At 74.4% G+C, this 21,773-nt stretch carries 17 protein-coding genes; 10 read left to right on the top strand and 7 right to left on the bottom strand.

The genetic code is table 11. The features are described 5' to 3' along the window. Positions 1-111 precede the first annotated feature (111 nt). The 6 genes from ACN9M0_RS02940 (at position 112) to ACN9M0_RS02915 (ending at position 7,787) form a co-directional block, all read left to right on the top strand. Positions 112-1,953 (top strand): glycoside hydrolase family 15 protein, encoded by a 1,842-nt coding sequence (locus ACN9M0_RS02940; RefSeq protein WP_366040453.1) that lies wholly within the window; start codon positions 112-114, stop codon positions 1,951-1,953. A gap of 46 nt (positions 1,954-1,999) precedes the next feature. Next, a complete protein-coding gene (locus tag ACN9M0_RS02935) occupies positions 2,000-2,290 on the top strand; it encodes a hypothetical protein (protein WP_366040452.1) in 291 nt (96 codons plus the stop codon). Between the two features lie 148 nt (positions 2,291-2,438). After that, a complete protein-coding gene (locus ACN9M0_RS02930) occupies positions 2,439-3,512 on the top strand; it encodes a phosphatase PAP2 family protein (protein ID WP_366040451.1) in 1,074 nt (357 codons plus the stop codon). 43 nt (positions 3,513-3,555) lie between these two features. After that, positions 3,556-5,781: an NADP-dependent isocitrate dehydrogenase gene (locus ACN9M0_RS02925; RefSeq protein WP_426403054.1), complete on the top strand. Its 2,226-nt coding sequence runs from the start codon at positions 3,556-3,558 to the stop codon at positions 5,779-5,781. A gap of 119 nt (positions 5,782-5,900) precedes the next feature. Then, positions 5,901-6,194, top strand: a complete 294-nt coding sequence (locus tag ACN9M0_RS02920) for a hypothetical protein (protein ID WP_366040449.1) — start codon at positions 5,901-5,903, stop codon at positions 6,192-6,194. 108 nt (positions 6,195-6,302) lie between these two features. Beyond that, complete coding sequence (locus ACN9M0_RS02915; protein ID WP_366040448.1) at positions 6,303-7,787, top strand: sigma-70 family RNA polymerase sigma factor; 1,485 nt, start codon at positions 6,303-6,305, stop codon at positions 7,785-7,787. A 10-nt stretch (positions 7,788-7,797) separates the two neighbouring features. On the opposite strand, the gene ACN9M0_RS02910 is transcribed toward ACN9M0_RS02915, so the two are convergent. The 4 genes from ACN9M0_RS02910 to ACN9M0_RS02895 form a co-directional block, all read right to left on the bottom strand. After that, positions 7,798-8,622, bottom strand: a complete 825-nt coding sequence (locus ACN9M0_RS02910) for a CAP domain-containing protein (protein ID WP_426403053.1) — start codon at positions 8,620-8,622, stop codon at positions 7,798-7,800. 138 nt (positions 8,623-8,760) lie between these two features. Beyond that, positions 8,761-9,633 carry a universal stress protein gene (locus ACN9M0_RS02905; RefSeq protein WP_366040446.1) on the bottom strand — a complete coding sequence of 291 codons (873 nt, stop codon included), beginning with the start codon at positions 9,631-9,633 and terminating at the stop codon, positions 8,761-8,763. Positions 9,634-9,831: 198 nt separating this feature from the next. Next, entirely contained in the window at positions 9,832-11,175 is a 1,344-nt protein-coding gene (locus tag ACN9M0_RS02900; RefSeq protein WP_426403052.1) for an acyl-CoA dehydrogenase, read from the bottom strand. A 158-nt stretch (positions 11,176-11,333) separates the two neighbouring features. Next, complete coding sequence (locus ACN9M0_RS02895) at positions 11,334-11,789, bottom strand: RrF2 family transcriptional regulator (protein ID WP_366040444.1); 456 nt, start codon at positions 11,787-11,789, stop codon at positions 11,334-11,336. A gap of 468 nt (positions 11,790-12,257) precedes the next feature. On the opposite strand from ACN9M0_RS02895, the gene ACN9M0_RS02890 reads away from it, so the two are divergent. Beyond that, the gene (locus tag ACN9M0_RS02890) at positions 12,258-13,121 is read left to right on the top strand and encodes a glutathione S-transferase C-terminal domain-containing protein (RefSeq protein WP_366040443.1); all 864 of its coding nucleotides are present in this window, start codon (positions 12,258-12,260) and stop codon (positions 13,119-13,121) included. Positions 13,122-13,140: 19 nt separating this feature from the next. Here the strand turns inward: ACN9M0_RS02890 and ACN9M0_RS02885 are convergent, their stop codons facing one another. Continuing rightward, positions 13,141-14,178 carry an NAD-dependent epimerase/dehydratase family protein gene (locus ACN9M0_RS02885; protein WP_366040442.1) on the bottom strand — a complete coding sequence of 346 codons (1,038 nt, stop codon included), beginning with the start codon at positions 14,176-14,178 and terminating at the stop codon, positions 13,141-13,143. Positions 14,179-14,320: 142 nt separating this feature from the next. Here ACN9M0_RS02885 and ACN9M0_RS02880 point away from each other — a divergent pair, with 142 nt between their 5' ends. Beyond that, positions 14,321-14,560, top strand: a complete 240-nt coding sequence (locus ACN9M0_RS02880; protein ID WP_366040441.1) for a DUF5133 domain-containing protein — start codon at positions 14,321-14,323, stop codon at positions 14,558-14,560. Positions 14,561-14,653: 93 nt separating this feature from the next. After that, entirely contained in the window at positions 14,654-17,041 is a 2,388-nt protein-coding gene (locus ACN9M0_RS02875) for an excinuclease ABC subunit UvrA (RefSeq protein WP_366040440.1), read from the top strand. Positions 17,042-17,226: 185 nt separating this feature from the next. On the opposite strand, the gene ACN9M0_RS02870 is transcribed toward ACN9M0_RS02875, so the two are convergent. Next, positions 17,227-17,835, bottom strand: a complete 609-nt coding sequence (locus ACN9M0_RS02870; protein WP_366040471.1) for a DUF6058 family natural product biosynthesis protein — start codon at positions 17,833-17,835, stop codon at positions 17,227-17,229. 147 nt (positions 17,836-17,982) lie between these two features. Then, positions 17,983-19,245, bottom strand: coding sequence for a D-alanyl-D-alanine carboxypeptidase family protein (locus ACN9M0_RS02865; RefSeq protein WP_366040439.1), 1,263 nt, complete (start codon positions 19,243-19,245; stop codon positions 17,983-17,985). A gap of 490 nt (positions 19,246-19,735) precedes the next feature. Between ACN9M0_RS02865 and ACN9M0_RS02860 the strand changes: the two genes are divergently transcribed. Beyond that, positions 19,736-21,694, top strand: coding sequence for a potassium channel family protein (locus tag ACN9M0_RS02860; RefSeq protein WP_426405272.1), 1,959 nt, complete (start codon positions 19,736-19,738; stop codon positions 21,692-21,694). The last annotated feature ends 79 nt before the right edge of the window (positions 21,695-21,773 follow it).

The raw sequence follows: 21,773 nt of genomic DNA, 5'->3' as shown, positions 1-21,773 counted from the left end.
GGCGATGCCGTCAAGAAAAGCGGATGAATATGCGGCCGCCCGCGAAGGAATGACCCGCCCTCTTGTCCGGTCGTTTCTGCACGCGTTCCGCGAGAGGAATACAATCCGGTCATGGCAGGGCGAATTGAGGACTACGCCCTCGTCGGTGACCTGGAGACCGCCGCGCTCATCGGGACCGACGGGTCCGTCGACTGGTGGTGCGCGCCCCGCTTCGACTCGCCCGCCTGCCTGGCGGCCCTCCTCGGCGATTCGGACCACGGCCGCTGGATCCTCGCCCCCGTCGGCAACGGGCGCTGCACGCGCAGGAGTTACCGCGGCGACACGCTCGTCCTTGACACGATCTGGGAGACCCTCACCGGAACCGTCCGGGTCACCGACTTCATGCCGCCGCGCTCCTCCGGGGAGGGCGCCCCGAGGATCGTCCGCGTCGTCGAGGGGATCGCCGGACGGGTCCTCGTACGGGGCGAGTTGAGGGTCCGCTTCCACCACGGCAGCATCGTGCCCTGGACCCGCTCGACGGATCCGCACACCGTCGTCTCCGTCGCCGGACCCGACGCCGCCCACCTCTCCTGCGGGCCCGGCGTCGAACTCGACGTCACCCCGGAACGTACGAGCTGCGAGTTCACCGTCACGGCCGGCCGTCGGGTGACCTTCGTCCTCGGCTGGAGCCCCTCGCACGCCCCCGCGCCGCCGCCCTGCTCGCCGGCCGACGTCGCCGCCGCCCTCAGCCGCACCCTCGCCTTCTGGAACGACTGGGCCGCCGCCCTCCGTTACGAGGGGCCCGCGCGCGAGGCCGTGCTCCGCTCCCTGCTCACCCTCAAGGCCCTCACGTACGCCCCCACCGGCGGCATCGTCGCCGCCGCCACCGCCTCCCTCCCCGAGTCCATCGGCGGCGGGCGCAACTGGGACTACCGCTTCTGCTGGCTGCGCGACTCCACCTTCACCCTCTCCTGCCTGCTCCGCAGCGGATACCGCAGGGAGGCGCTGGCCTGGACCGGCTGGCTCCTGCGCGCCGTCGCGGGCGACCCCGCCGACCTCCAGCCGCTGTACGGGGTCGAGGGCCAGCGACGGCTCCCCGAGACGCACGCCGACTGGCTGCCCGGCTACGAGAGTTCACAGCCCGTCAGATTCGGCAACGCGGCCGTCGGCCAGTTCCAGCTCGACATCTACGGCGAGGTCCTCAGCACCGTCTACTCGGCCGTCCGCGCCGGCGTCTCACTCGACCCCGCGACCTGGGCCCTGGTGGCCTCGCTCCTGGAGTACCTCGGCGAACGCTGGCGGGAACCCGACGAGGGCATCTGGGAAGTCCGGGGCCCGCGGCGCCATTTCGTCCACTCCAAGGTCATGGCCTGGGTCGCCGCCGACCGTGCCGTCCGCCTCGCCCGCGTCGCCGGACTGCGCGGCTCCCTCGCACGCTGGCAGGCGCTCCGCGCCGAACTGCACGCGGAGATCTGCGCCCGCGGATGGAGCGAGGAACAGGGCTCGTTCACCCAGTACTACGGGAGCCGGGAGGTCGACGCCACCGCCCTGCTGATCCCCCGGCTCGGCTTCCTCCCCGCCGGCGACCCCCGCGTCCTCAGCACCGTCCGGGCGATGGAACGGCTCGGCGACCACGGATTCCTGCGCCGGTACGGCGACGTCAGGGACGGCGGCACGCACGGGCTCGACGACCTCGGCGGCACCGAGGGGACCTTCGTCGCCTGCACGTTCTGGTACGCCGACGCCCTCGCCGTCACCGGGCGCGCCGACGAGGCCCGGGCCGTCTTCGAACGGCTCCTGGACGTCCGCAACGACGTCGGGCTCCTCGCCGAGGAATGGGACCCGGTGGCCCGCCGTCAGCTCGGCAACACGCCGCAGGCGCTCAGTCATGTCGCCCTGGTGAACACGGCGTTCACCCTGTACGGCACGCGCCGCCACGACCGCGACCGCTCCCACCACCTCGCTGTGGCATGATCGCGCCGACCTCCGGCACGGAGCCGGCGGGACAGGGGAGCCGGCCATGGACTGGTACGTCGTCATACCGAGCGCACTGGCGCTCCTTCTCGTGGCCTCGGGAACGGCCGCGCTCCGCACCGGCTGGATGACGCACTGGCAGCGCAGGCGCGTCGTCCGGACGGCGCCGCACGGCTGGGGACAGCTGGTCTTCGGCGCGGCGATGGCGGTCCAGGCGTGGGGACAGCTCGCGGACGACCCCGCCTTCCGCGCCGCCCTGGGCGTGGCGACCGTCCTCGGCCTGCTCGGCGGGTGCGTCCTCCTGGTCCTGGCACAGGTCCCGCGCCGGGACCGCTGACCCCGCCCCCGCCCCGCTCCTGCGGCGGGCGCCGCGACGTGCGGTCTCCCGGGCGGACGCGGACGCGGCCCCCCCGGTCCCACCCTTCGACGTGTCGTTCGGGTGAGTCCAGCGGGCGCCGCGGCCGCGCGTGGGTTCGAATCGGGGCATGGCTTCCAACGACAGGCTCCGCGCCGGCGGCTCCCCGAGGCCGCTGGAGACCGGTGACACCTGGTGGTACGCCGCCGTGGCCGGCGAGGCCGCCGGCTCGTTCAGCACACGGGTCCGCACCCGGACCCGGCGTGCCTGCCTCGGGGCCGTCCTCCTCCTCACGGTCGTCTACGCGGGACTCGTGCTCACCGCGACCGGACGCCGCTGGGGCGACGCCGCCGTGACCGGCCGGCGCGCCGACTCCGCCGCCACCACGGTGCTCCGCGAACACCCCTCCCTCGCCGGGTTCACCACCTTCACCCTGGTCCTCGGCTCCGCCCTCCTCCTCGCCGTCGGCCTCATACGCAAGCGGTACGCCCTCACCGGCGCCGCCGCCGGCGCGGTCGTCACCGCCCTCGCCGTCACCGGACTCCTCCAGCGGTACGCGCCCCGGCCCCGGCTCGTCGACACCGCCGGCGCCCTCGTCCCCAGCGGCTTCCCCAGCGCCCAGACCACGCTCGCCCTCGGCATCGCCCTCGGCCTGGTCCTCGTCGTCCCCTACCGGCTCCGCGCCCTCGCCGTCGGCGCCGCCACGCTCTGGGCAGCCGCCGTCGGCGCGTACACCATCGCGGCGGGACAGCACCGGCCCGGCGACGTCATCGCCGCCGCCCTCGTCGTCCTCGCGGTGATCTCCGGCCTCCTCGCGTTCCTCGCCCGCAAGGGCAAGGTCCGCCCCGGCCCACGCCGCGGGCCCGCCCTGCCCGGCCTCCCCGTGACCGTCCCGCTCGCCCTCCTCGCCCTGGCCGGCCTCGGCGCCGGGCTCTGGCTGCTCGGGGACACCCTCGCGCTGCCCGCCACCGCCCCGTACGATCCGGCCGAGCTCCGGCTCGCCCACCGCTGCGGCCAGGCCCTCGCCGCGGGAGTGGTCGCCGCCGCCGGACTGATCCCGCTCGCCCTGCTGCGCCGCGTCGACCTGGACGGCGCCCCCGCCTCGTACCGGCTCGGCGGGCCCTTCGTCGAGGCCGCCGGCGACCTGCGCGACGCCGAGCCCATGGGGCCCTTTACCGAGGACCGCGATCACGAGATATCTTGATGTCGAGCAATCTCGCATACGCAGACGTGGAGCGGAGCACCCGGTGACTGACTCGACCATCATCTACACCCACACTGACGAGGCGCCTGCCCTGGCGACGTACTCGTTCCTGCCCGTGATCCAGGCGTATGCCTCGCAGGCCGGAGTCACGGTCGAGACGCGTGACATCTCCCTCGCGGGCCGCATCATCGCCGTCTTCCCCGAGTTCCTGGAGGAGGGCCAGCGCATCGCCGACGCCCTCTCCGAGCTCGGCGACCTGGCCAAGACGCCCGGCGCCAACATCATCAAGCTGCCGAACGTCTCGGCGTCCATCCCGCAGCTCAAGGCCGCGATCGCCGAGCTCCAGGCGCAGGGCTACGCCCTTCCGGACTACCCGGACGACCCGAAGACGGACCAGGACAAGGACGTCCGCGCCCGCTACGACAAGATCAAGGGCTCGGCCGTCAACCCGGTCCTGCGCGAGGGCAACTCCGACCGCCGCGCGCCGGGCTCGGTCAAGAACTACGCCAAGACCCACCCGCACCGCATGGGCGCCTGGACCCCCGAGTCCCGGACGAACGTCGCCACGATGAGCGAGAACGACTTCGCCTCCACGGAGAAGTCCGCCGTCATCGCCAAGGACGACACCCTCCGCTTCGAGTTCACCGCCGCCGACGGCACCGTCAGCGAGCTCCGCGAGCCGCTGAAGGTCATCGCCGGCGAGGTCGTCGACGCCGCCGTCATGCGCGCCGCCGCCCTGCGCACCTTCCTCAGCGAGCAGGTCGCCCGCGCCAAGGCCGAGAACGTGCTCTTCTCCGTGCACCTCAAGGCCACGATGATGAAGGTCTCCGACCCGATCGTCTTCGGCCACGTCGTGCGCGCCTTCTTCCCGGCGACCTTCGCCAAGTACGGCGAGGTGCTCGTCGCCGCCGGCCTGTCCCCGAACGACGGCCTCGGCACCGTCCTGGGCGGCCTCGGCGCCATCCCGCACGGCCTCGGCGACGAGATCAAGGCCTCCTTCGAGGCCGAGCTCGCCGCGGGCCCGGCCCTCGCGATGGTCGACTCCGACAAGGGCATCACCAACCTGCACGTGCCGTCCGACGTCATCGTCGACGCCTCGATGCCGGCCATGATCCGCACCTCCGGCCACATGTGGGGCCCGGACGGCCAGGAGGCCGACACCCTCGCGGTCCTCCCGGACCACAGCTACTCCGGCGTCTACCAGGCCGTGATCGAGGACTGCCGCGCCCACGGCGCCTTCGACCCGTCGACGATGGGCTCCGTCCCGAACGTCGGCCTCATGGCGCAGAAGGCCGAGGAGTACGGCTCCCACGACAAGACCTTCGAGATCGCCCAGGCCGGCACCGTCCGCCTCGTCGACTCCGAGGGCGACGTCGTCCTGGAGCAGGAGGTCGCCGAGGGCGACATCTTCCGCGCCTGCCAGACCAAGGACCTGCCCATCCAGGACTGGGTCAAGCTCGCCGTCACCCGCGCCCGCGCCACCGGCGCCCCGGCCGTCTTCTGGCTGGACGAGAACCGCGGCCACGACGCCCAGATCATCGCCAAGGTCAAGCAGTACCTGCCGGAGCACGACACCGAGGGCCTGGACATCCAGATCCTGTCCCCGGTCGAGGCCACCAAGTTCTCCCTGGAGCGCATCCGCCGCGGTGAGGACACCATCTCGGTCACCGGCAACGTCCTGCGCGACTACCTGACCGACCTCTTCCCGATCCTGGAGCTGGGCACCAGCGCCAAGATGCTGTCGGTCGTCCCGCTCATGGCGGGCGGCGGCCTCTTCGAGACCGGCGCCGGCGGCTCCGCCCCGAAGCACGTCCAGCAGCTCGTCAAGGAGAACTACCTCCGCTGGGACAGCCTCGGCGAGTTCTTCGCCCTGGCCGCCTCCTTCGAGCACCTCGCGACCAGCACGGGCAACACCCGCGCCCAGGTCCTCGCCGACACCCTCGACCGCGCCACCGGCACCTTCCTCAACGAGGACAAGTCGCCGACCCGTCGCCTCGGTGGTATCGACAACCGCGGCAGCCACTTCTACCTGGCCCTCTACTGGGCCCAGGAGCTGGCCGCCCAGACCGAGGACGCGGAGCTGGCCAAGGCCTTCGCCCCGCTCGCCGAGACGCTGGCCGCCAACGAGCAGAAGATCGTCGACGAGCTCATCGCCGTCCAGGGCTCCCCGGCCGAGATCGGCGGCTACTACCAGCCCGACCCGGCCAAGGCCGCGGCCGTGATGCGCCCGTCCGCCACGTTCAACGAGGCCGTCGCGTCCCTCGCCTGACCGGCGCGAGACCCGTCGCCCCCATCGGCGCGCGACCCGCACCGCCCCGGCCGGAACTCCTCCGGCCGGGGCGGTCCCGTCGGTGGCGCATCTCACCTCCGGGTGTGACCCTGGAGGGCATGAGCTGGGCATCTTGGACGACCGCCGGTGTCTACACCGGGCGAGGTGGGGTGCTGACCGACGAGGCGGGCGTCGTCACGGGCGATCTGACCGTGCACACGACGTTCGCCGAGCGCGAGGCACGCGTGGCCGTGCAGTACAGCGGCGCATCCGACTGGTTCACCATGTCGGGCAGTCCCGTTCCGTGCGGATCGGAGGAGGAGAGCCGCGAGCTGCACGACGCCGTCGTGGCGGCCGTCCGGGAGGGCGACGGGGCCACGGTCCCGAGACTGCCCGCGGCGCCACCGGTGTAAGGTCCCGCGCCGGGCACCGGAAGAAGTACCGGAAGAACTGTTATCCCTCCCACGCCCACGGGTCTCCGAAAGACGGGGGACTCGGACCAGGGATGAGGGAGCAGACCCATGCACAGCGACGAGCGACGCACCACCGCCCTTGTGGAGGCGGCCAGGGCCGGTGACGCGGACGCCAGGGACGCGCTGGTCCGCGCCCACCTGCCGCTCGTCCACAACATCGTCGGCCGGGCCCTCGACGGCCACGCCGACACGGACGACATCGTCCAGGAGACGATGGTCCGCGCCCTCGACCGCCTCACCGGCCTGCGCGACGCCTCCCGCTTCCGGTCCTGGCTCGTCGCCATCGCCATGAACGGGATACGGCGCCGCTGGCACGAACGCCGGCAGGCGCCCGTCCCCGGCCTCGAGCGGGCCGCGGACCTCGCCGACCCGGCCGGCGACTTCACCGAGCTGACCATCCTCCGGCTCGGCCTCTCCGGGCAGCGCCGCGACGTGGCCCGCGCGACCCGCTGGCTCGACGAGGACGACGCCGAACTCCTCGCCCTGTGGTGGCTGGAGGCCGCCGGCGAACTCACCCGCGCCGAGCTCGCCGAGGGTCTCGGCGTCACCCCGCAGCACGCCGCCGTCCGCGTCCAGCGCATGAAGGAACGCCTGGACACCGGCCGCGCCGTGGTCCGCGCCCTCGACGCGCTGCCGCCCTGCCCGCAGCTCACGGAGACCCTCACCGGCTGGGACGGCAGCCCCTCCCCGCTCTGGCGCAAGCGGATCGCCCGCCATCTGCGCACCTGCGCCGCCTGCACCTCCCGCGCGACCGGGCGCAGCGGCCTCGCCCCCGTCGAGGGCCTCCTCGTCGGCATCGGCCTCGTGCCGCCCTTGACGGTCGCGGCGACGCTCACGGACGGACCCGCCACGGAGTACGTCGCCCACACGTCCGCCCCGCCCGAGACGACCGGCACCACCGGAAGGTTGACCCCGCTGCGCCGCGCCTCCGTCGCCGGCGCCGCGGCCGTCGCCGTCCTCGGGGCGGTCGCCCTCCTCGTACCGCCGGAGCCCGAGGCACGGGTCAGGCCCGACCGGCCCGTCGCCGCGCCCGAGGCGACCACCGCCCCGGCCCCGGCCTCCCCGAGCCCGGCGGCCACCGTCCCCGCGCCCACGCCGACGACCGCCGCCCCCACACCCCGGCGCACCCCGCGTCCCGCGCCGTCCGCCGACCCCGGGGAGCGGGTCACCGCACTCGTCAACCGGCTCCGGGCGTCGGCCGGTTGCGCCCCGCTGCGAACCGACTCCCGCCTGGTCCGGGCGGCCCGCGACTACGCCCGCGACATGGCCGCACGCGGCTACTACGGGCACAGCAGCCCCGAGGGCGACTTCGCGGACGCCCGCATCACCGCCGCCGGATACGACTGGAGCGCCTGGGCCGAGAACCTGGCACGCGGCGCGACCGACCCGGAGACCGTCGTCGAGGACTGGCAGGACGGGGCGATGCACGAGCAGAACATGCTCGACTGCCGGTACCGGGACACCGGCGTGGCATCGGTTCCTGGTCCCGGCGGCACGATCTGGGTGCAGAAGCTGGCCGCCCCGGCCTCCTGACGGGAGACTCTCAGCGTCTGGCGCCGAAGTCCTGCACCCACCAGGGGCCGTTGGCGGCGAGGGTCACCCCGACGCCGATGTCCCTGAACGAACAGTTGAGGATGTTCGCCCGGTGGGCGGGACTGTCCATCCAGTCCGCCATGGCCCGGGCCGGGGTCCTCGGCCCGCGGTGGATGTTCTCCCCCCACGCCGACCACGCGTACCCGGCGCCGCTCATCCGGTCGCCCGCGTCCCGGCCCTCCGGGCTGTGGTGCTCGTAGTAGTCGCGGGCTGCCATGTCGTCCGCGTGCCCCTGGGCGGCCGTCCGCAGATGCCCCTCGGAGCGCAGCGGGCCGCAACCGGCCTTCTCCCGCTCGGCGTTGGCGAGGGCGACGACGTCCTGCACGAACCGCGCGGCCTTCCCGGCGGCGGCGGACATGGGTTCCTGCCGGGAGACGGCCACGGCGGCGGGCCTGGGCTCCTGACGGGAGACGGAGCCGGTGGCGGACCCGGGTTCCTGACCCGGGGCGGAGACGGCGGCCGTCGTTCCCGTGGCCGGGGTGGCCACGTACATCCCCGTCGCCACCGTGAGCGCCGCCGCCGCGGAGCCGGCCAGGAGGACGGCGGTACGGAAGGACGGACGGCGGGGGCCGCGCCGCCGCGCCCCGCCGCCCCTGCGGTGGCGGCCCCCGACGGGCCCAGCCGGTTCGGACCGCCGAGGGTCGTCGAAGCCGTCGAAGCCGTCGAAGCCGTCGAAGTCATCGGAGCGATCGATGCCGTCGAAACGATCGAAGCGGTGGGGGCCTTCGGGGTGTTCGGGGTCTTCGGAGTGACCGGGAAGGTCGTGGTGCCGCATGGAGCTCCGCTCTCTCGCCGAGGTCGCCGGAAGGGCCGGCGCTGGGAGAGCCACCGGGGCGACGGCGGTAAGACTTTCCGGCCCCGGCCGCCCCGACACTCCTCGTCAACGCGACGCGTCAACCCGCGTACGAGCCTGTCAGCCCTGCGGGAGAACCGCCACCGGGCAGGGCGCGAGGTGCAGCGCCGCGTGCGCCACCGAACCGATCCGCGGCCCGACGGCCCCGCGCCGGGCCCGCCGGCCGACCACCAGGAGCTGGGCGCCTCCCGAGGCGGAGAGCAGCACCTGCCCCGCGCTGCCCAGCTCGACGTGCTCGGTGACCGGCACGTCGGGATACCGCTCGCGCCAGGGGGCGAGCGCCTCGCGCAGCGCCTTCTCCTCGTACGGGACGAGTCCGCCGGCCTCGTCCGCGAGCCGCATCGAGGCCGGGCTGTACGCGTAGAGGGGCGGCAGGCTCCACGCGCGCACCGCCCGGACCGCCGCCCCGCGCGCGGCGGCGGTCCCGAAGGCGAAGCCGAGAGCGGCCGCGCTGTCCTCGGGGCTGCCGAGCTGACCGACCAGCACGTATCCCGAGGGCGGTTCGGCCGGCTCGCCGTCACGGGACCGGACGGCGACGACGGGGCGGGTGGCGGCGGCGATGATCTGCTGCCCGTACGAGCCGAGCAGGAAGCCGGCGACGGCGCCGTGGCCGCGCGAGCCGATGACGAGCATCTCGGCCCGGTCCTCGGTGCCGAGCAGCGCGGCCACCGGGGTGTCGGGGAGCACCTCGGCCGTGAGCGCGAGCTCCGGGTGGCGCTCGGCGACGGTGGCCTCGGCCTCGCGCAGGACGGCGTACGCCGCGCGCTGCTGGGCCTCGGGGTCCTGGGCGAGGGGGAGGTCGAGCGGTTCCCAGCGCCACGCGTGCGCGAGCCGTAGCGGGAGGCCCCGGTGCAGGGCCTCACGGGCGGCCCAGTCGGCCGCGGCGAGGCTCTCGGGGGAACCGTCCACTCCTGCGACGATCTCACGACTCATCAGGCTGCCTCCGTCGGTGCGGTGACGGGCCCGCCGGGCGGCCGGCCCTCCTCCGTCCAGCTTGGGCCCATCGGCGGCTTGACGAGAGGGCCGGACGTCCCGACATGCCGGTCCGTCCGTCCTTTTGTCGCGCCCTTCGTCGCGTCCCCTGTCACGTCCATCGTCACGTCCTTCGTCGCGCGGGATCTTCTCAAGGGCTCAGGCCAGGAGGGTGAGCCGGGCGTGGGTGCCGTTGAGGTAGTGGTCCCCGATGTCGCGGAGCCGGTGGGCCGCCTGCGTGGGGGCGGTGAGCGCACGGGCGTTGCGCCAGAACCGGTCGAAGCCCGGCCCGCCGCCCCGGGAGTCGGCCCCCGTCGTGCCGTCGACGAGTTCGAGGACGCGGGTGGTGATGTGGACGGCGGCCCGGCCGGTGACGGTCTCGGCCGCCGCCACGAGGACGGCGATGTCGGCGCGTTCCTCCAGGCCGAGCGAAAACTCGGCGTGCAGCCCCCGGGCGAGGGCGTCCGTCGCCCGCTCCACCACCGCGGCGGCGGCGTGCGCGGCGGTCGCCAGCTCCCCGTAGGCGAGCAGGAGGTACGGGTCGTCCCCCGCTGCCGGCGCGGCGCCGTCCGCGGCCGACGGGCCTCCCGCGCGGTCGGCCGGGACCGGTCCCGCCTGTCCGGCGCGGCTGATGTCCCGGGCCTCGGCGAGCGCCCCCTCGGCGATGCCGAGCCCGACCTGGACGAGGAGGAGCCGCAGGGCGAGCGGTGCGAGGGAGGTGAAGGGGGCGACGGCGTGCTCGTCGTGCGGGAGGGCCCCGAGGACCTGCCCGGCGTCCACCGGGACGTGCTCGAAGGTGACGGTGCCCGCCCCGGCCAGGCGCTGTCCGACCCGGTCCGTACCGGCGTCGGTGAACACGCCCGGGTGGGCCGGGTCCACGAGGACGACGAGCAGGTCGCCGGTGCCTCCGGGCCGTGCGCCGACGACGAGCCGGTCGGCGACCGTCACGCCGGAGGCGAAGGTGCGGCGTCCGTCGAGGATCCAGCCGCCGCCGGGCCCGTCGTCGGGTGTGAGCGTGAGGCCGGGTCCGGCCTCGGAGCGCGGCGGTTCGACGCCGCCGGCGAGCAGCCAGCGCTCCTCGGCCGTACACACGTCGAGGGCGAGCGCGGGGGAGCGTGCGTCGTCGGCTTCGTGCGCGGGGCCGAAGAAGCGGCTGCTCCAGGACAGCGCGTAGTGGTGGGCGAGGAGTTCGCCCACCGAACTGTCGGCGGCGGAGATCTCCCGTACGACCGCTCCGGCGGCCCGCCAGTCCGCTCCGCGCCGGCTCGGTCCCGGCGCCGTGAGGAGAGCGGGCAGTCCGGCCTCCTGGAGCCGGGCGACCTCGTCGAAGGGCGCCTTTCCGGCCCGGTCCCGGGCCAGGGCGTCGACGGCCAGGTCGTCGGCCAGCTCGCGGGTGACGCGGGGCCAGATCTCGTCGTCGGCGGGCCGGTCTACGCCCCGGCCGGGCGGTGCGGAGGCGGTGCGTATCGCTGCTCTCTTCGGCGATCTCCTGGGCGTACTCACGTCACCTCACCTGATCCCTAGTATCCCCACTGGAATAGTAGGGATAGTGGCAGAGGTGACCGCGTGGCCCCAAGGGGCGTCCATAGGTTGGACAGGGTCGTCCTGACGCGTGAGACGGAGTCAGGATCGCGCAGGTGGCGGGAGCTTGCCCCCGTCCGTCACGGGTTGGTCCACGCCTCCGGGTCGTCCGCGAGCGCGAGGATCCCGGCCGGCAGCTTCGCCGCCGCGACCTCCGCGAGCGACACCCCGAGCACCTCGCGGACACCGGCCCGCAGCGCGATCCACAGCGTGAGCAGCGACTCGGCGGGCCCCGTGTACGACAGGTCCGGCGGCCGCTCCCCGCGTACGGAGACCAGCGGACCGTCCACGCAGCGGATGACGTCCGCGACCGAGATCGTCTCGGCCGGACGGGCCAGCCAGTACCCGCCGTTGCCGCCGCGCTGGCTCTGCACCAGACCTCCCTTGCGCATGTCGCCGAGGATGCCCTCCAAGAACTTGTGCGAGATGTCCTGGTCCGCGGCGATGGCCTCGGCCTTCAGCGGCCCCGCGTCCTGGGCTGCGGCGAGCTGGAGGGCGGCCCGCACCGCGTAGTCGGCCCTGGCTGAAATGCGCATGCGCGCATTATTCCGCACGGGCGTGACCGGATCCGTGCGCCCGGAGCCGCCGTCCGTGAGACGGGCGCACCGCGCCCTTGACGTCACCCGTGACCAGCCGGACACTCAGGGACGGGAAACCCGAGCGAACAGGTAGGAAATCATGGGACGCACCGGCCGGAGGGACACCTGGCCCGCCGCGCCCCTCCCGCGTTCGCTTCCCCTCACGTCCCGCCGGCACATCGATCTGCTGCGGGTCTGCAGCGCCGCGAGTCGCCGTTCCCGCCCGGGCGTCCCCCCGTCCGCCGAGGCCTGACCCGCACCACAGGGCCCCGGCGCCGCCGCGATCCGCCCCGTCTCCTCTTCCCGTACCTCTGCTGCCTCCGGGCCCCGTGCGGCCGACGCGTCGCACCGCCGCGACAGAAGCCGTCGCGACCGAACGCGTCGCACGCCGCCCGACCCAGCACCGAGCACCCCCGAGGGAGAACCATGTCCGTCGTCGTCCCGTCCTCGCTCCTGCCCGCCTCCGCCCTACCCGCCTTCCGCGGCCGGATCGGCCGCGACGCGAGCAGCGGCCACTACGCCGTCCCGCACCGCTACCGCCTGCACGTCGACCCGGCCGACCCCCGGTGTCTGAGCATCGCCCTCACCCACGGCCTGCTCGGACTCGACGACACGCTCCCGCTCACCGTGTTCCCCGGCACCCCCGACACGCCCGACGGCGGGTACGCCGCGCTCCGCCCGCTGTACGAGGCGAGCGCCCACCTCTACCAGGGGCCGGCCGCCGCACCCGTCCTCAGCGACGGGTGGACCGGACGGATCGTCAGCACCCACGTCCCCGACATCCTCCGGGACCTCGCCCTGCGCTTCCGGGGCGACGGCCCCGACCTGCTGCCCGAGGAACACCGCGACGCCATCGAGGCGATCGCCGACCTGTGCGAGCGGAGCATCAACCGGGCCGCCCAGCGCGCCGGCGAGCTCGGACTCGACGACGAGGCCGCCCACCGCGACCCGCTCACCGTCCTCCTCGCCGCGCTCGGCTCCCTGGAGCGCCGCCTCGCCCGCCGGCCGTACGTCCTCGGCGACACGCCGACCGCCGCCGACGTGCACGTCTGGGTCACCCTCGTCCAGCTCGACACCGTCCACCGCTGGCACCTCGACGCCGCCGCCATGGACCGGGTCGCCGGGCACCCCGCGCTGTGGGCCTACGCCCAGCGGCTCGCCGCCCGCCCCGAGTTCGCCCGCCACCTGGACACCGACGCCGTCCTGCGCCGCCACCGCGCCCACTGCCGCGGCCGCGAGGCCGCGGGCGCGGCGATCCGCCTCGTCGACTGGTCCGCCGCACCGCGCTGACGCGCATGCCGGGTGCCCGTCAGCCGATGCGGTGGCCCGCCATCGGGGCCGTATCGTCGCCCGCGCCCGAGCGGACCCCCCGCAGGAACGCCTCCAGGGCCTCCAGCGAGCTCGCCGCCGGCTCCCAGCCCAGCTCCCGCCGGGCCCGCTCGGTGGCGAGCAGCGGCAGGTGCCGCAGCGCGTCGAAGAGCCCGGGCGAGGCCGGGGCGAGCCGCAGCCGCCACGCCGCCGACAAGGCCCCCCGTACCGCACCGGCGGGCACCTTCACCGGCCGGGCGTGCAGCAGCCCGCCCAGCGCCGCGGCGTCGATCACCGGCTCCGCGGCGAGGTTGAACGGGCCCCGGACGTCCCTCAGGAGCGCCCTCCGGTAGGCGTCCGCCGCGTCCTCCGTGTGCAGCACCTGGAAGCGGAGCCCCTCGAACTCCGGGAGCAGCGGCAGCAGATCGGGCCGTACCAGCTGCCCCGGGAAGAACCGGCCGGCGAAGATCCGCCGCTGGCCGCTCGCCGACTCCTCCTTGAAGAGGAACGCCGGACGCATCCGGACCACGCGGATCAGCGGATGGTCCCGCTCGAAGGTGTCCAGGACACGCTCCAGATAGGCCTTCTCCCGGGTGTACGCGGCGCCCGGCCAGCCGTGCGTCGGCCACGCCTCGGACACCGGCGCGCCGCCCTCCGGACCGGGGGAGTACGCGCCCACCGAGGAGGCGTGCACCAGCACCGGCACCCGCGCCGCCGCCACCGCGTCGAAGACGCGGACCGCGCCCAGGACGTTGGTCCGCCAGGTCTCCACCGGGTCGTGGGTCGGCCCGAACCGCCAGGCCAGGTGCACCACCGCGTCCGCGTCCGCGACGTACTGCGCGAGCCGGGGCTCGTCCCCGTCCCGGGAGAGGTCCAGCTCGGCCCACTCCACCCCCGGGAGGTCGAGGCCCGGCCGCCGCCGGGCGAGACCGAGGACCGAGCCGATGCCCGGATCACGCGCCAGGATCCGGACCAGGCTCGTTCCCACATTGCCGGTGGCGCCCGTGACGACCACGCGCGAAATCGTGCTCGGGTTCATGTCTCCGACCCTCCGCCATGGGCGGCGGAAGCGCACTCCGGCAGCCGTTCCCCGCCCCACGGTCACACAGGGTGTCCGTGCGGGTCGCGGGGGTGGCCGACGGCCGGGACTATGGAGCGACTCAGGAGACAGGAGAACGGCCATGCTGCTGCCCGACAGGAACACCGTCGACCGGCTGCTCCGGCACTTCCGCGCACAGGAGCGGACCGTGCTGGACAGGCCGACCGACCTGTCGGCCCGCCGGCGCTTCGAGGACACGGCGTACACCCTGTGCGTCCTGATGGGAGTGCGCACCGCCCGCGAGGCCGTCCTCGCCGCGGAACGGTACGTGACGACGCCAGAGATCAGGAATCGAGAAGCGTGGCCACCGTGCCGCCACTAGCGTGACTGTCACGACCTTCGCTCACGTGCCCGACGGGCTCGGCCACGGGCGTGGAGGATCACCGTCAGGTACTGCGCGAACGCGGGAGACACGATGAGCAAGGCCCTGAGGGCGGACCAGCAGGCGTCCGTGCCCCACGCCGCCGACCGGCACGACCTGATCCGCGTGCACGGAGCGCGCGAGAACAACCTCAAGGACGTGAGCATCGAGATCCCGAAGCGCCGGCTCACGGTCTTCACCGGCGTCTCCGGCTCGGGCAAGAGCTCCCTCGTGTTCGACACGATCGCCGCGGAGTCGCAGCGGCTGATCAACGAGACGTACAGCGCCTTCGTCCAGGGCTTCATGCCGACGCTCGCCCGGCCCGAGGTCGACGTCCTCGAAGGCCTCACGACCGCGATCATCGTCGACCAGCAGCGCCTCGGCGCCGACCCCCGCTCCACCGTCGGCACCGCCACCGACGCCAACGCGATGCTGCGGATCCTCTTCAGCCGGCTCGGCAAGCCGCACATCGGCCCGCCCAGCGCGTACGCCTTCAACGTCCCCTCGGTCCGGGCCAGCGGCGCGATCACCGTCGAGCGCGGCAACAAGAAGACCGAGCGGGCGACCTTCGAGCGCACCGGCGGCATGTGCCCCGGCTGCGAGGGCCGCGGCACGGTCTCCGACATCGACCTCAGCCAGCTCTACGACGACGCCAAGTCGCTCGCCGAGGGCGCCCTCACCATCCCCGGCTACACCGCGGGCGGCTGGAACTACCGGCTCTACGCCGAGTCCGGCTTCGTCGACCAGGACAAGCCGATCCGCAAGTACACCAAGAAGGAACTGGCGGACTTCCTCCACCACGAGCCGGTCAGGATGAAGATCGCCGGCATCAACATGACCTACGAGGGTCTGATCCCGCGCATCCAGAAGTCCTTCCTGGCCAAGGACAAGGAGGGCATGCAGCCCCACATCCGGGCGTTCGTCGAGCGGGCCGTCACCTTCACCACCTGCCCCGACTGCGACGGCACCCGGCTCAGCGAGGGAGCCAGGGCGTCGAAGATCAAGCGGATCAGCATCGCCGACGCCTGCGCGATGCAGATCAGCGACCTCGCCGACTGGGTCCGCGGCCTCGACGAGCCGTCCGTGGCACCGCTGCTCACCGCCCTCCAGCTGACCCTCGACTCGTTCGTGGAGATCGGCCTCGGCTACCTCTCCCTGGACCGGCCCTCGGGCACGCTCTCGGGCGGCGAGGCGCAGCGCGTCAAGATGATCCGCCACCTCGGCTCCTCGCTCACCGACGTCACCTACGTCTTCGACGAGCCCACCATCGGCCTGCACCCGCACGACATCCAGCGGATGAACGACCTCCTCCTCCAGCTGCGCGACAAGGGCAACACCGTGCTCGTCGTGGAGCACAAGCCGGAGGCGATCGCGATCGCCGACCACGTCGTCGACCTCGGCCCCGGCGCCGGTACGGCGGGCGGCACCGTCTGCTTCGAGGGCACCGTGGAGGGACTGCGCGCCGCCGACACCGTCACCGGCCACCACCTCGACGACCGGGCCGCCGTCAAGGACACGGTGCGCGAGCCCACCGGCAGGCTGGAGATCAGGGGCGCCTCCACGCACAACCTCCAGAACGTCGACGTCGACATCCCCCTCGGGGTCCTCGCCGTCGTCACCGGCGTCGCCGGCTCCGGCAAGAGCTCGCTCGTGCACGGATCGATCCCCGCCGGCGAGGAGGTCATCTCCGTCGACCAGAGCGCGATCCGCGGCTCCCGGCGCAGCAACCCCGCCACGTACACCGGGCTGCTCGACCCGATCCGCAAGGCCTTCGCCAAGGCCAACGGCGTCAAGCCGGCCCTCTTCAGCGCCAACTCCGAGGGCGCCTGCCCCACCTGCAACGGCGCCGGCGTCATCTACACCGACCTGGGCATGATGGCCGGCGTCTCCTCCACCTGCGAGGACTGCGAGGGCAAGCGGTTCCAGCCCGCCGTGCTCGAATACCTCCTCGGCGGCCGGGACATCAGCGAGGTGCTCGCCATGCCGGTGACGGAGGCCGAGGAGTTCTTCGCCTCCGGCGAGGCGCACACCCCGGCCGCGCAGCGCATCCTGGCCCGGCTCGCCGACGTCGGGCTCGGCTACCTGAGCCTCGGCCAGCCGCTCACCACGCTCTCCGGCGGCGAGCGGCAGCGGCTCAAGCTGGCCACGCACATGGGCGACAAGGGCGGCGTCTACGTCCTCGACGAGCCCACCACCGGCCTCCACCTCGCCGACGTCGAGCAGCTCCTCGGCCTGCTCGACCGGCTCGTGGACTCCGGCAAGTCGGTCATCGTCGTCGAGCACCACCAGGCCGTCATGGCGCACGCCGACTGGATCATCGACCTCGGTCCCGGCGCGGGCCACGACGGCGGAAAGATCGTCTTCGAGGGCACCCCCGCCGACCTCGTCGCGGCCCGCTCCACCCTCACGGGCGAGCACCTCGCGGAGTACGTCGGCGCCTGACGGGGGCGCGACCGGCGACCCGGCGGGCCCGGCCACCCGCGGCGCGGTGACCCGTCGACCCGCGACCCGCGACCCGCGACCCGGCGACCGCCGACCGACCGGCGACCCCGCGACCCGGCGACCGCCGACCGACCGGCGAACCCCGCGACCCGGCTACCCGGCGGCCTCGGCCACCGGGTCGCCGCTCAGCGGGGTGCCTGAGGGAAGAGCGCCCGGGGCGCGTCCACGCAGGTGTCCCGCGAGGTGGGGCCGCCGAAGCGCAGCCGGTCGTACGCCGTGAACGCCGGCTCCAGGTCGTCGAGCGCGTCCACGCGCGCGTGGAGCGCGACACGCCACTCGGGCGAGGGGTCGGCCCCCGCAGCGGCGAGGCCCGCGGTGATCTCCGCCGTCAGCTCGTCCTTCCTGCGGATGTTCGCCGGGGTCACCGCGTGCAGGCAGACGTACCGGCCGCTCACGTACGCCGCCCACTCCTCGTCCCCCCGCGCCCGGTCCTCCCAGTGCCCGGTGAACCACGCGCGCAGGCGGTCGGTGCCACCCGCCGCGTCGGCGAGGGCGAACAGATCGCGCGGCACCATCTCGGCGCCGTCCGACCGCAGATAGCCGGGCAGCGGCAGCAGTCCCGCCAGCATCAGCCGCCGGACCTCGTCGGCGTCACGGCCGAGCGCGGCGCACAGCGTGACCAGCGGGACGAACTGGGCGGTGACGTACGCGTCGTCGGCCGCGGTCATCGGATGGTCGCCGTTCACCTCGCGGAACCGCTCGGCGATCCGTGCGGCGGGCGTCAGGTCCGTCATCGCGTCACTCATCGCGTCACTCCCTCGGGGAAGGCCGTCCGGGGCGGTCCCGGGCGGTGTTCCCGCAGGCTAGAAGCCGGACCGTACGGCCCCCACCGAACGGTCGCCGACACGACCGGGCCCGGATGCCGTCCCGGGACGTGCGCCTCAGGCCCCGTGGGCCGTCCTCCGCCGCCACCCCCACAGGGCGAGCGCGGCGGCGCAGGCCGAGCCCACCAGGGTCAGGGGCAGTCCGGCCGACGGGCCCGCGGGCTCCGCCTCCGGTGACTTCCTCACGGGCGCTGCCACCGCTTCGGCCCCGAACCGGGGCGCCACGGGCGCCGTCTCCTTGCCGTGTCCCTCGCGGGCCACCGACACGGCCCTCGTGCCCGGGTCGGCCGCGGCCTTCACCCGTACCGGAGCGAGGGAGCCCACCGGACGCACCCGCCCCGCGGCCTCGAAGCCCCAGTCGAGCAGCTCGCGCGCCTCCTCGTACACGGTGAACCCGCCGCCCTCCTGCGGGTTCATCACCGAGACGACCAGCGTCCGGTCGCCGCGCCGGGCCGCCGAGACCAGGGTGTTGCCCGCGTTGCTCGTGTAGCCGTTCTTGATCCCGAGGAGCCCCGGGTAGCGGGACACCCCGTCCGCGCCCGTCAGCAGCCGGTTGGTGTTGGCGATGCCGTACGACCAGGAGCCCGCCGGGAAGTCCGCGTACGCCGTCGAGCAGTACCGGGCGAAAGCGGGGTCCTGGAGTCCGGTCCGGCCGAACACCGCCAGGTCGTACGCGGAGGACACCTGGCCGGGGGCGTCGTAGCCGTCGGGGGAGACCACGTGCGTGTCCTCGGCGCCCAGCGAGCGGGCCTTCTCCTGCATCTGCCGGGTCATCGACTCCCAGCCGCCGTTCATCGCCGCCAGGACGTGCACGGCGTCGTTCCCCGAACTGAGGAAGACGCCGTTCCACAGGTCCGAGACCTTGTACGTGTACCCCTCCTTCACCCCGACCAGGCTGCTGCCCGCCCCGATCCCGGTCAGCTCGGCATCGGCCACGGTGTGCAGCTCGGACGGCTCGTGGTGGGGGAGCGCGGTGAGGGCGAACAGCGTCTTGAGGGTGCTGGCCGGCGGCAGCTTCCGGTGCGCGTTCCGCGCGGCCAGCACCTCGCCCGAGGAGGCGTCCGCCACCACCCACGACAGCGCGGAGACCGAGGGCACGGCAGGTGCGCCCGGCAGCCGCTGCACCTGGGTGCCCTGCCGGTCGAGCCGTGCCGGGTCGACGTACTGGCGCGCGGGCGGCGTGGGCTCGCCGACCGAGGACGCCGAAGCCGTGGGGGCGAGAGGAGTGCCGGGGGAGGCGACGGCCGCCGGAACGGGCAGCACGAACAGCAACGCCGCGGAACCGGCGGCGGCATGACGGACAGCTGACGTGACGATCATTCAGCCACCGTAGGAAGGGCGTGCGGACCGCGCAGATCGGAGTGCGCCGACCGGCGTAGCGGATGTGGCGTACGGCGGCGCGTCGTGCGTCCGCCCGAGTGGTGCCCGGGGCCCGGCCCCGCCGTCCACGTCCCGGACGGCTCCGCCGTGGTCCCGCCCCGAACCGTCACCGACGCCCCGTCACCCGGGGCCGGGCTCCTCCGGCGGCGTCCGCGCGGCAACCGGGGTGCCCGGCCCCTCCGGTGGCGCCCGCCCGACCCCGGCGCGAGGCCCCGGACCTGCTGTCGGTGGCGCAGGGCATTCTTGTGACGTGCCCTCACACCCGTACCAGAGCAACGCCGTTCCGGATCCCGCCACCGGAGCGGCCCCCGCCGAACCGGCGGTCCGGTCCGTCCCCGGCCCCGCCCGGTCCGCCGGAACCCCCGCCGGCCCGTTCGGCGCGCCCGCCCTCCGGACCGAGCGGCCGTCCCGCACCGCCCCCGCCGGGCACATGATCGTGTGCGGCGACGACGCCCTCGCCCACCGCCTCGCGCGCGAGCTCCACGAGGTGTACGGAGAGCAGGTCACCCTCCTGGTGCCGGCACTGCCCGACGCGCCCCGCACACCCGCCGGCCGCACCGGCCGGGCGCTCGCCCTCTTCGGACGGGTCACCGCCGCCGTCACCCGCACCACCGCGGCCGGAGCGACGGCCGCGTTCCCCGGAGACGGCGCCGACCCCACCGGCACATTGCGGGTCGTCGAGGCGGCGGAGGCGGACGACCGGGCACTCACGGACGCCGGAGCGGAGCGCGCCGCCGCCCTCGCCCTCGTCCACGAGGACGACGAGACCAACATCCGGGCCGCACTCACCGCCCGCCGTCTCAACCCCCGGCTGCGCCTGGTGATCCGGCTCTACAACCGCAAGCTGGGCCAGCACCTCGAAACCCTCCTCGACCAGGCCGCCGCCGTCGCCGAACCCGGCCTCGACCCGGAGAAGCTCGACGCCGCGACCACGGTCCTCTCCGATGTCGACACCGCCGCTCCCGGCCTCGCCGCGGCCGCCGTCGCGGGCACCAGCAAGGTCGTCCAGGCCGGCGGACTGCTGCTGCACGCCGTCGACCGGCAGCCCGTCGCGGGCCAGGCACCCGACCCCGGGCTCTGCACGCTCGCCCTGCTCTCCGCCACCTCGGGCGACCCGGCGGGCTGCGAGGGCTCCGAGCGCAGCGGCGACGCCGGCCCCCGCCTCCTGCCGGACGACCGGACGGTCGCCGCCGCCACCGGCCGGGCCGCCGTCACCCTCGAAGCGGTCACCCCGGCGGGCCCGGCCCTTCCGGCGGCCCGCCTCGCCGCCTCCGCGCTGCCCGTCGCCTCGCTCTTCTCCCGCCGCCTGCGCTGGTCCCTCGCCGGTGCCGGCGCCGCCGTCCTCGCGCTCGCCCTCGCCTCCACCCTCATCACCGGTGACCACCCCCTGCACGCCGCCTATCTGACGCTCCTCGACATCTTCGCCATCGGAGATCCGGCCGTCGGCGAGCCGACCGGCCGTCAGGTCCTGCAGATCCTCGCCGGGTTCGTCGGCCTCCTCCTGCTGCCGGTGATCGTCGCCGCCCTCCTCGAAGGCCTCGGCACCTTCCGTACCGCGACCACCCTGCGCCGCCCGCCGCGCGGACTCTCCGGCCACGTCGTCCTCCTGGGGCTCGGCAAGGTCGGCACCCGCGTCCTCGCCCGGCTCCGCCGACTGAACATCCCGGTGGTGTGCGTCGAATCCGACCCCGAGGCCCGGGGGATCGCCGTCGCCCGCCGGCTGCGCGTCCCCACCGTCATCGGCGACGTCACCGAGGAAGGCGTCCTGGAGGCCGCCCGCATCCACCGCGCACACGCCCTCCTCGCCCTGACCAGCGTCGACATCACCAACCTGGAGGCCGCGCTCTCGGCCCGCGCCGTCACCCCCGACCTGCGGGTCGTCCTGCGCCTGTACGACGACGACTTCGCCACCGCCGTCTTCCGCACCCTGCGCACGGCCCACCCCGGGGCCCTCACCCGGAGCCGCAGCGTCTCGCATCTCGCCGCGCCCGCCTTCGCGGGCGCCATGATGGGCCGGCAGATCCTCGGAGCCGTACCCGTCGAGCGCCGCGTCCTCCTCTTCGCCGCCGTGGACGTCGCGGACCACCCGCTCCTGGACGGCCGGACGGTCGCCGAGGCCTTCCGCCCCGGCGCCTGGCGGGTCATCGCCCTCGACGGCGGCGGCCGCGGCGCCTCCGGCCAGGGCTGGCGGCTCGGGCCCGAGCGTCTCCTCGGCGCGGGGGACCGGGTCGTCGTGGCCGCGACCCGCCGGGGCCTGGCAGAACTCCTCGGCCGCGGCGGCAGGGACAGCCGCGCCGGCCGGAGCGAACGACGCGACCGGCACGATCCGCACGCCCCGGCCGGCGGGGACGGTGAGCCGGACAACTCCGTACGAACGGAGCGTGGTTGACCGTAGGATCTGACCGCTCACGTGCCGATACGGCCCGCATCCGCAGTCAGGAGTCCCTTCCTTGAACACACCGCACACC

The sequence above is a fragment of the Streptomyces sp. R-07 genome (genome assembly GCF_049913175.1).
Lineage (GTDB): Bacteria > Actinomycetota > Actinomycetes > Streptomycetales > Streptomycetaceae > Streptomyces.
Note: the sequence above shows the minus strand (reverse complement) of the source record. Positions and strands in the feature narration are given on the sequence as shown.

What these genes read in the sequence shown, in the direction of transcription:
- ACN9M0_RS02875 (WP_366040440.1), top strand. Translation starts at nt 14,654, where the DNA reads ATGAGCAAGGCCCTGAGGGCGGACCAGCAGGCGTCCGTGCCCCACGCC.
- ACN9M0_RS02860 (WP_426405272.1), top strand. Translation starts at nt 19,736, where the DNA reads ATGATCGTGTGCGGCGACGACGCCCTCGCCCACCGCCTCGCGCGCGAG.
- ACN9M0_RS02910 (WP_426403053.1), bottom strand. Translation starts at nt 8,622, where the DNA reads ATGCGGCACCACGACCTTCCCGGTCACTCCGAAGACCCCGAACACCCC.
- ACN9M0_RS02930 (WP_366040451.1), top strand. Translation starts at nt 2,439, where the DNA reads ATGGCTTCCAACGACAGGCTCCGCGCCGGCGGCTCCCCGAGGCCGCTG.
- ACN9M0_RS02905 (WP_366040446.1), bottom strand. Translation starts at nt 9,633, where the DNA reads ATGAGTCGTGAGATCGTCGCAGGAGTGGACGGTTCCCCCGAGAGCCTC.
- ACN9M0_RS02920 (WP_366040449.1), top strand. Translation starts at nt 5,901, where the DNA reads ATGAGCTGGGCATCTTGGACGACCGCCGGTGTCTACACCGGGCGAGGT.
- ACN9M0_RS02895 (WP_366040444.1), bottom strand. Translation starts at nt 11,789, where the DNA reads ATGCGCATTTCAGCCAGGGCCGACTACGCGGTGCGGGCCGCCCTCCAG.
- ACN9M0_RS02890 (WP_366040443.1), top strand. Translation starts at nt 12,258, where the DNA reads ATGTCCGTCGTCGTCCCGTCCTCGCTCCTGCCCGCCTCCGCCCTACCC.
- ACN9M0_RS02885 (WP_366040442.1), bottom strand. Translation starts at nt 14,178, where the DNA reads ATGAACCCGAGCACGATTTCGCGCGTGGTCGTCACGGGCGCCACCGGC.
- ACN9M0_RS02870 (WP_366040471.1), bottom strand. Translation starts at nt 17,835, where the DNA reads ATGACGGACCTGACGCCCGCCGCACGGATCGCCGAGCGGTTCCGCGAG.
- ACN9M0_RS02940 (WP_366040453.1), top strand. Translation starts at nt 112, where the DNA reads ATGGCAGGGCGAATTGAGGACTACGCCCTCGTCGGTGACCTGGAGACC.
- ACN9M0_RS02880 (WP_366040441.1), top strand. Translation starts at nt 14,321, where the DNA reads ATGCTGCTGCCCGACAGGAACACCGTCGACCGGCTGCTCCGGCACTTC.
- ACN9M0_RS02935 (WP_366040452.1), top strand. Translation starts at nt 2,000, where the DNA reads ATGGACTGGTACGTCGTCATACCGAGCGCACTGGCGCTCCTTCTCGTG.
- ACN9M0_RS02915 (WP_366040448.1), top strand. Translation starts at nt 6,303, where the DNA reads ATGCACAGCGACGAGCGACGCACCACCGCCCTTGTGGAGGCGGCCAGG.
- ACN9M0_RS02865 (WP_366040439.1), bottom strand. Translation starts at nt 19,245, where the DNA reads ATGATCGTCACGTCAGCTGTCCGTCATGCCGCCGCCGGTTCCGCGGCG.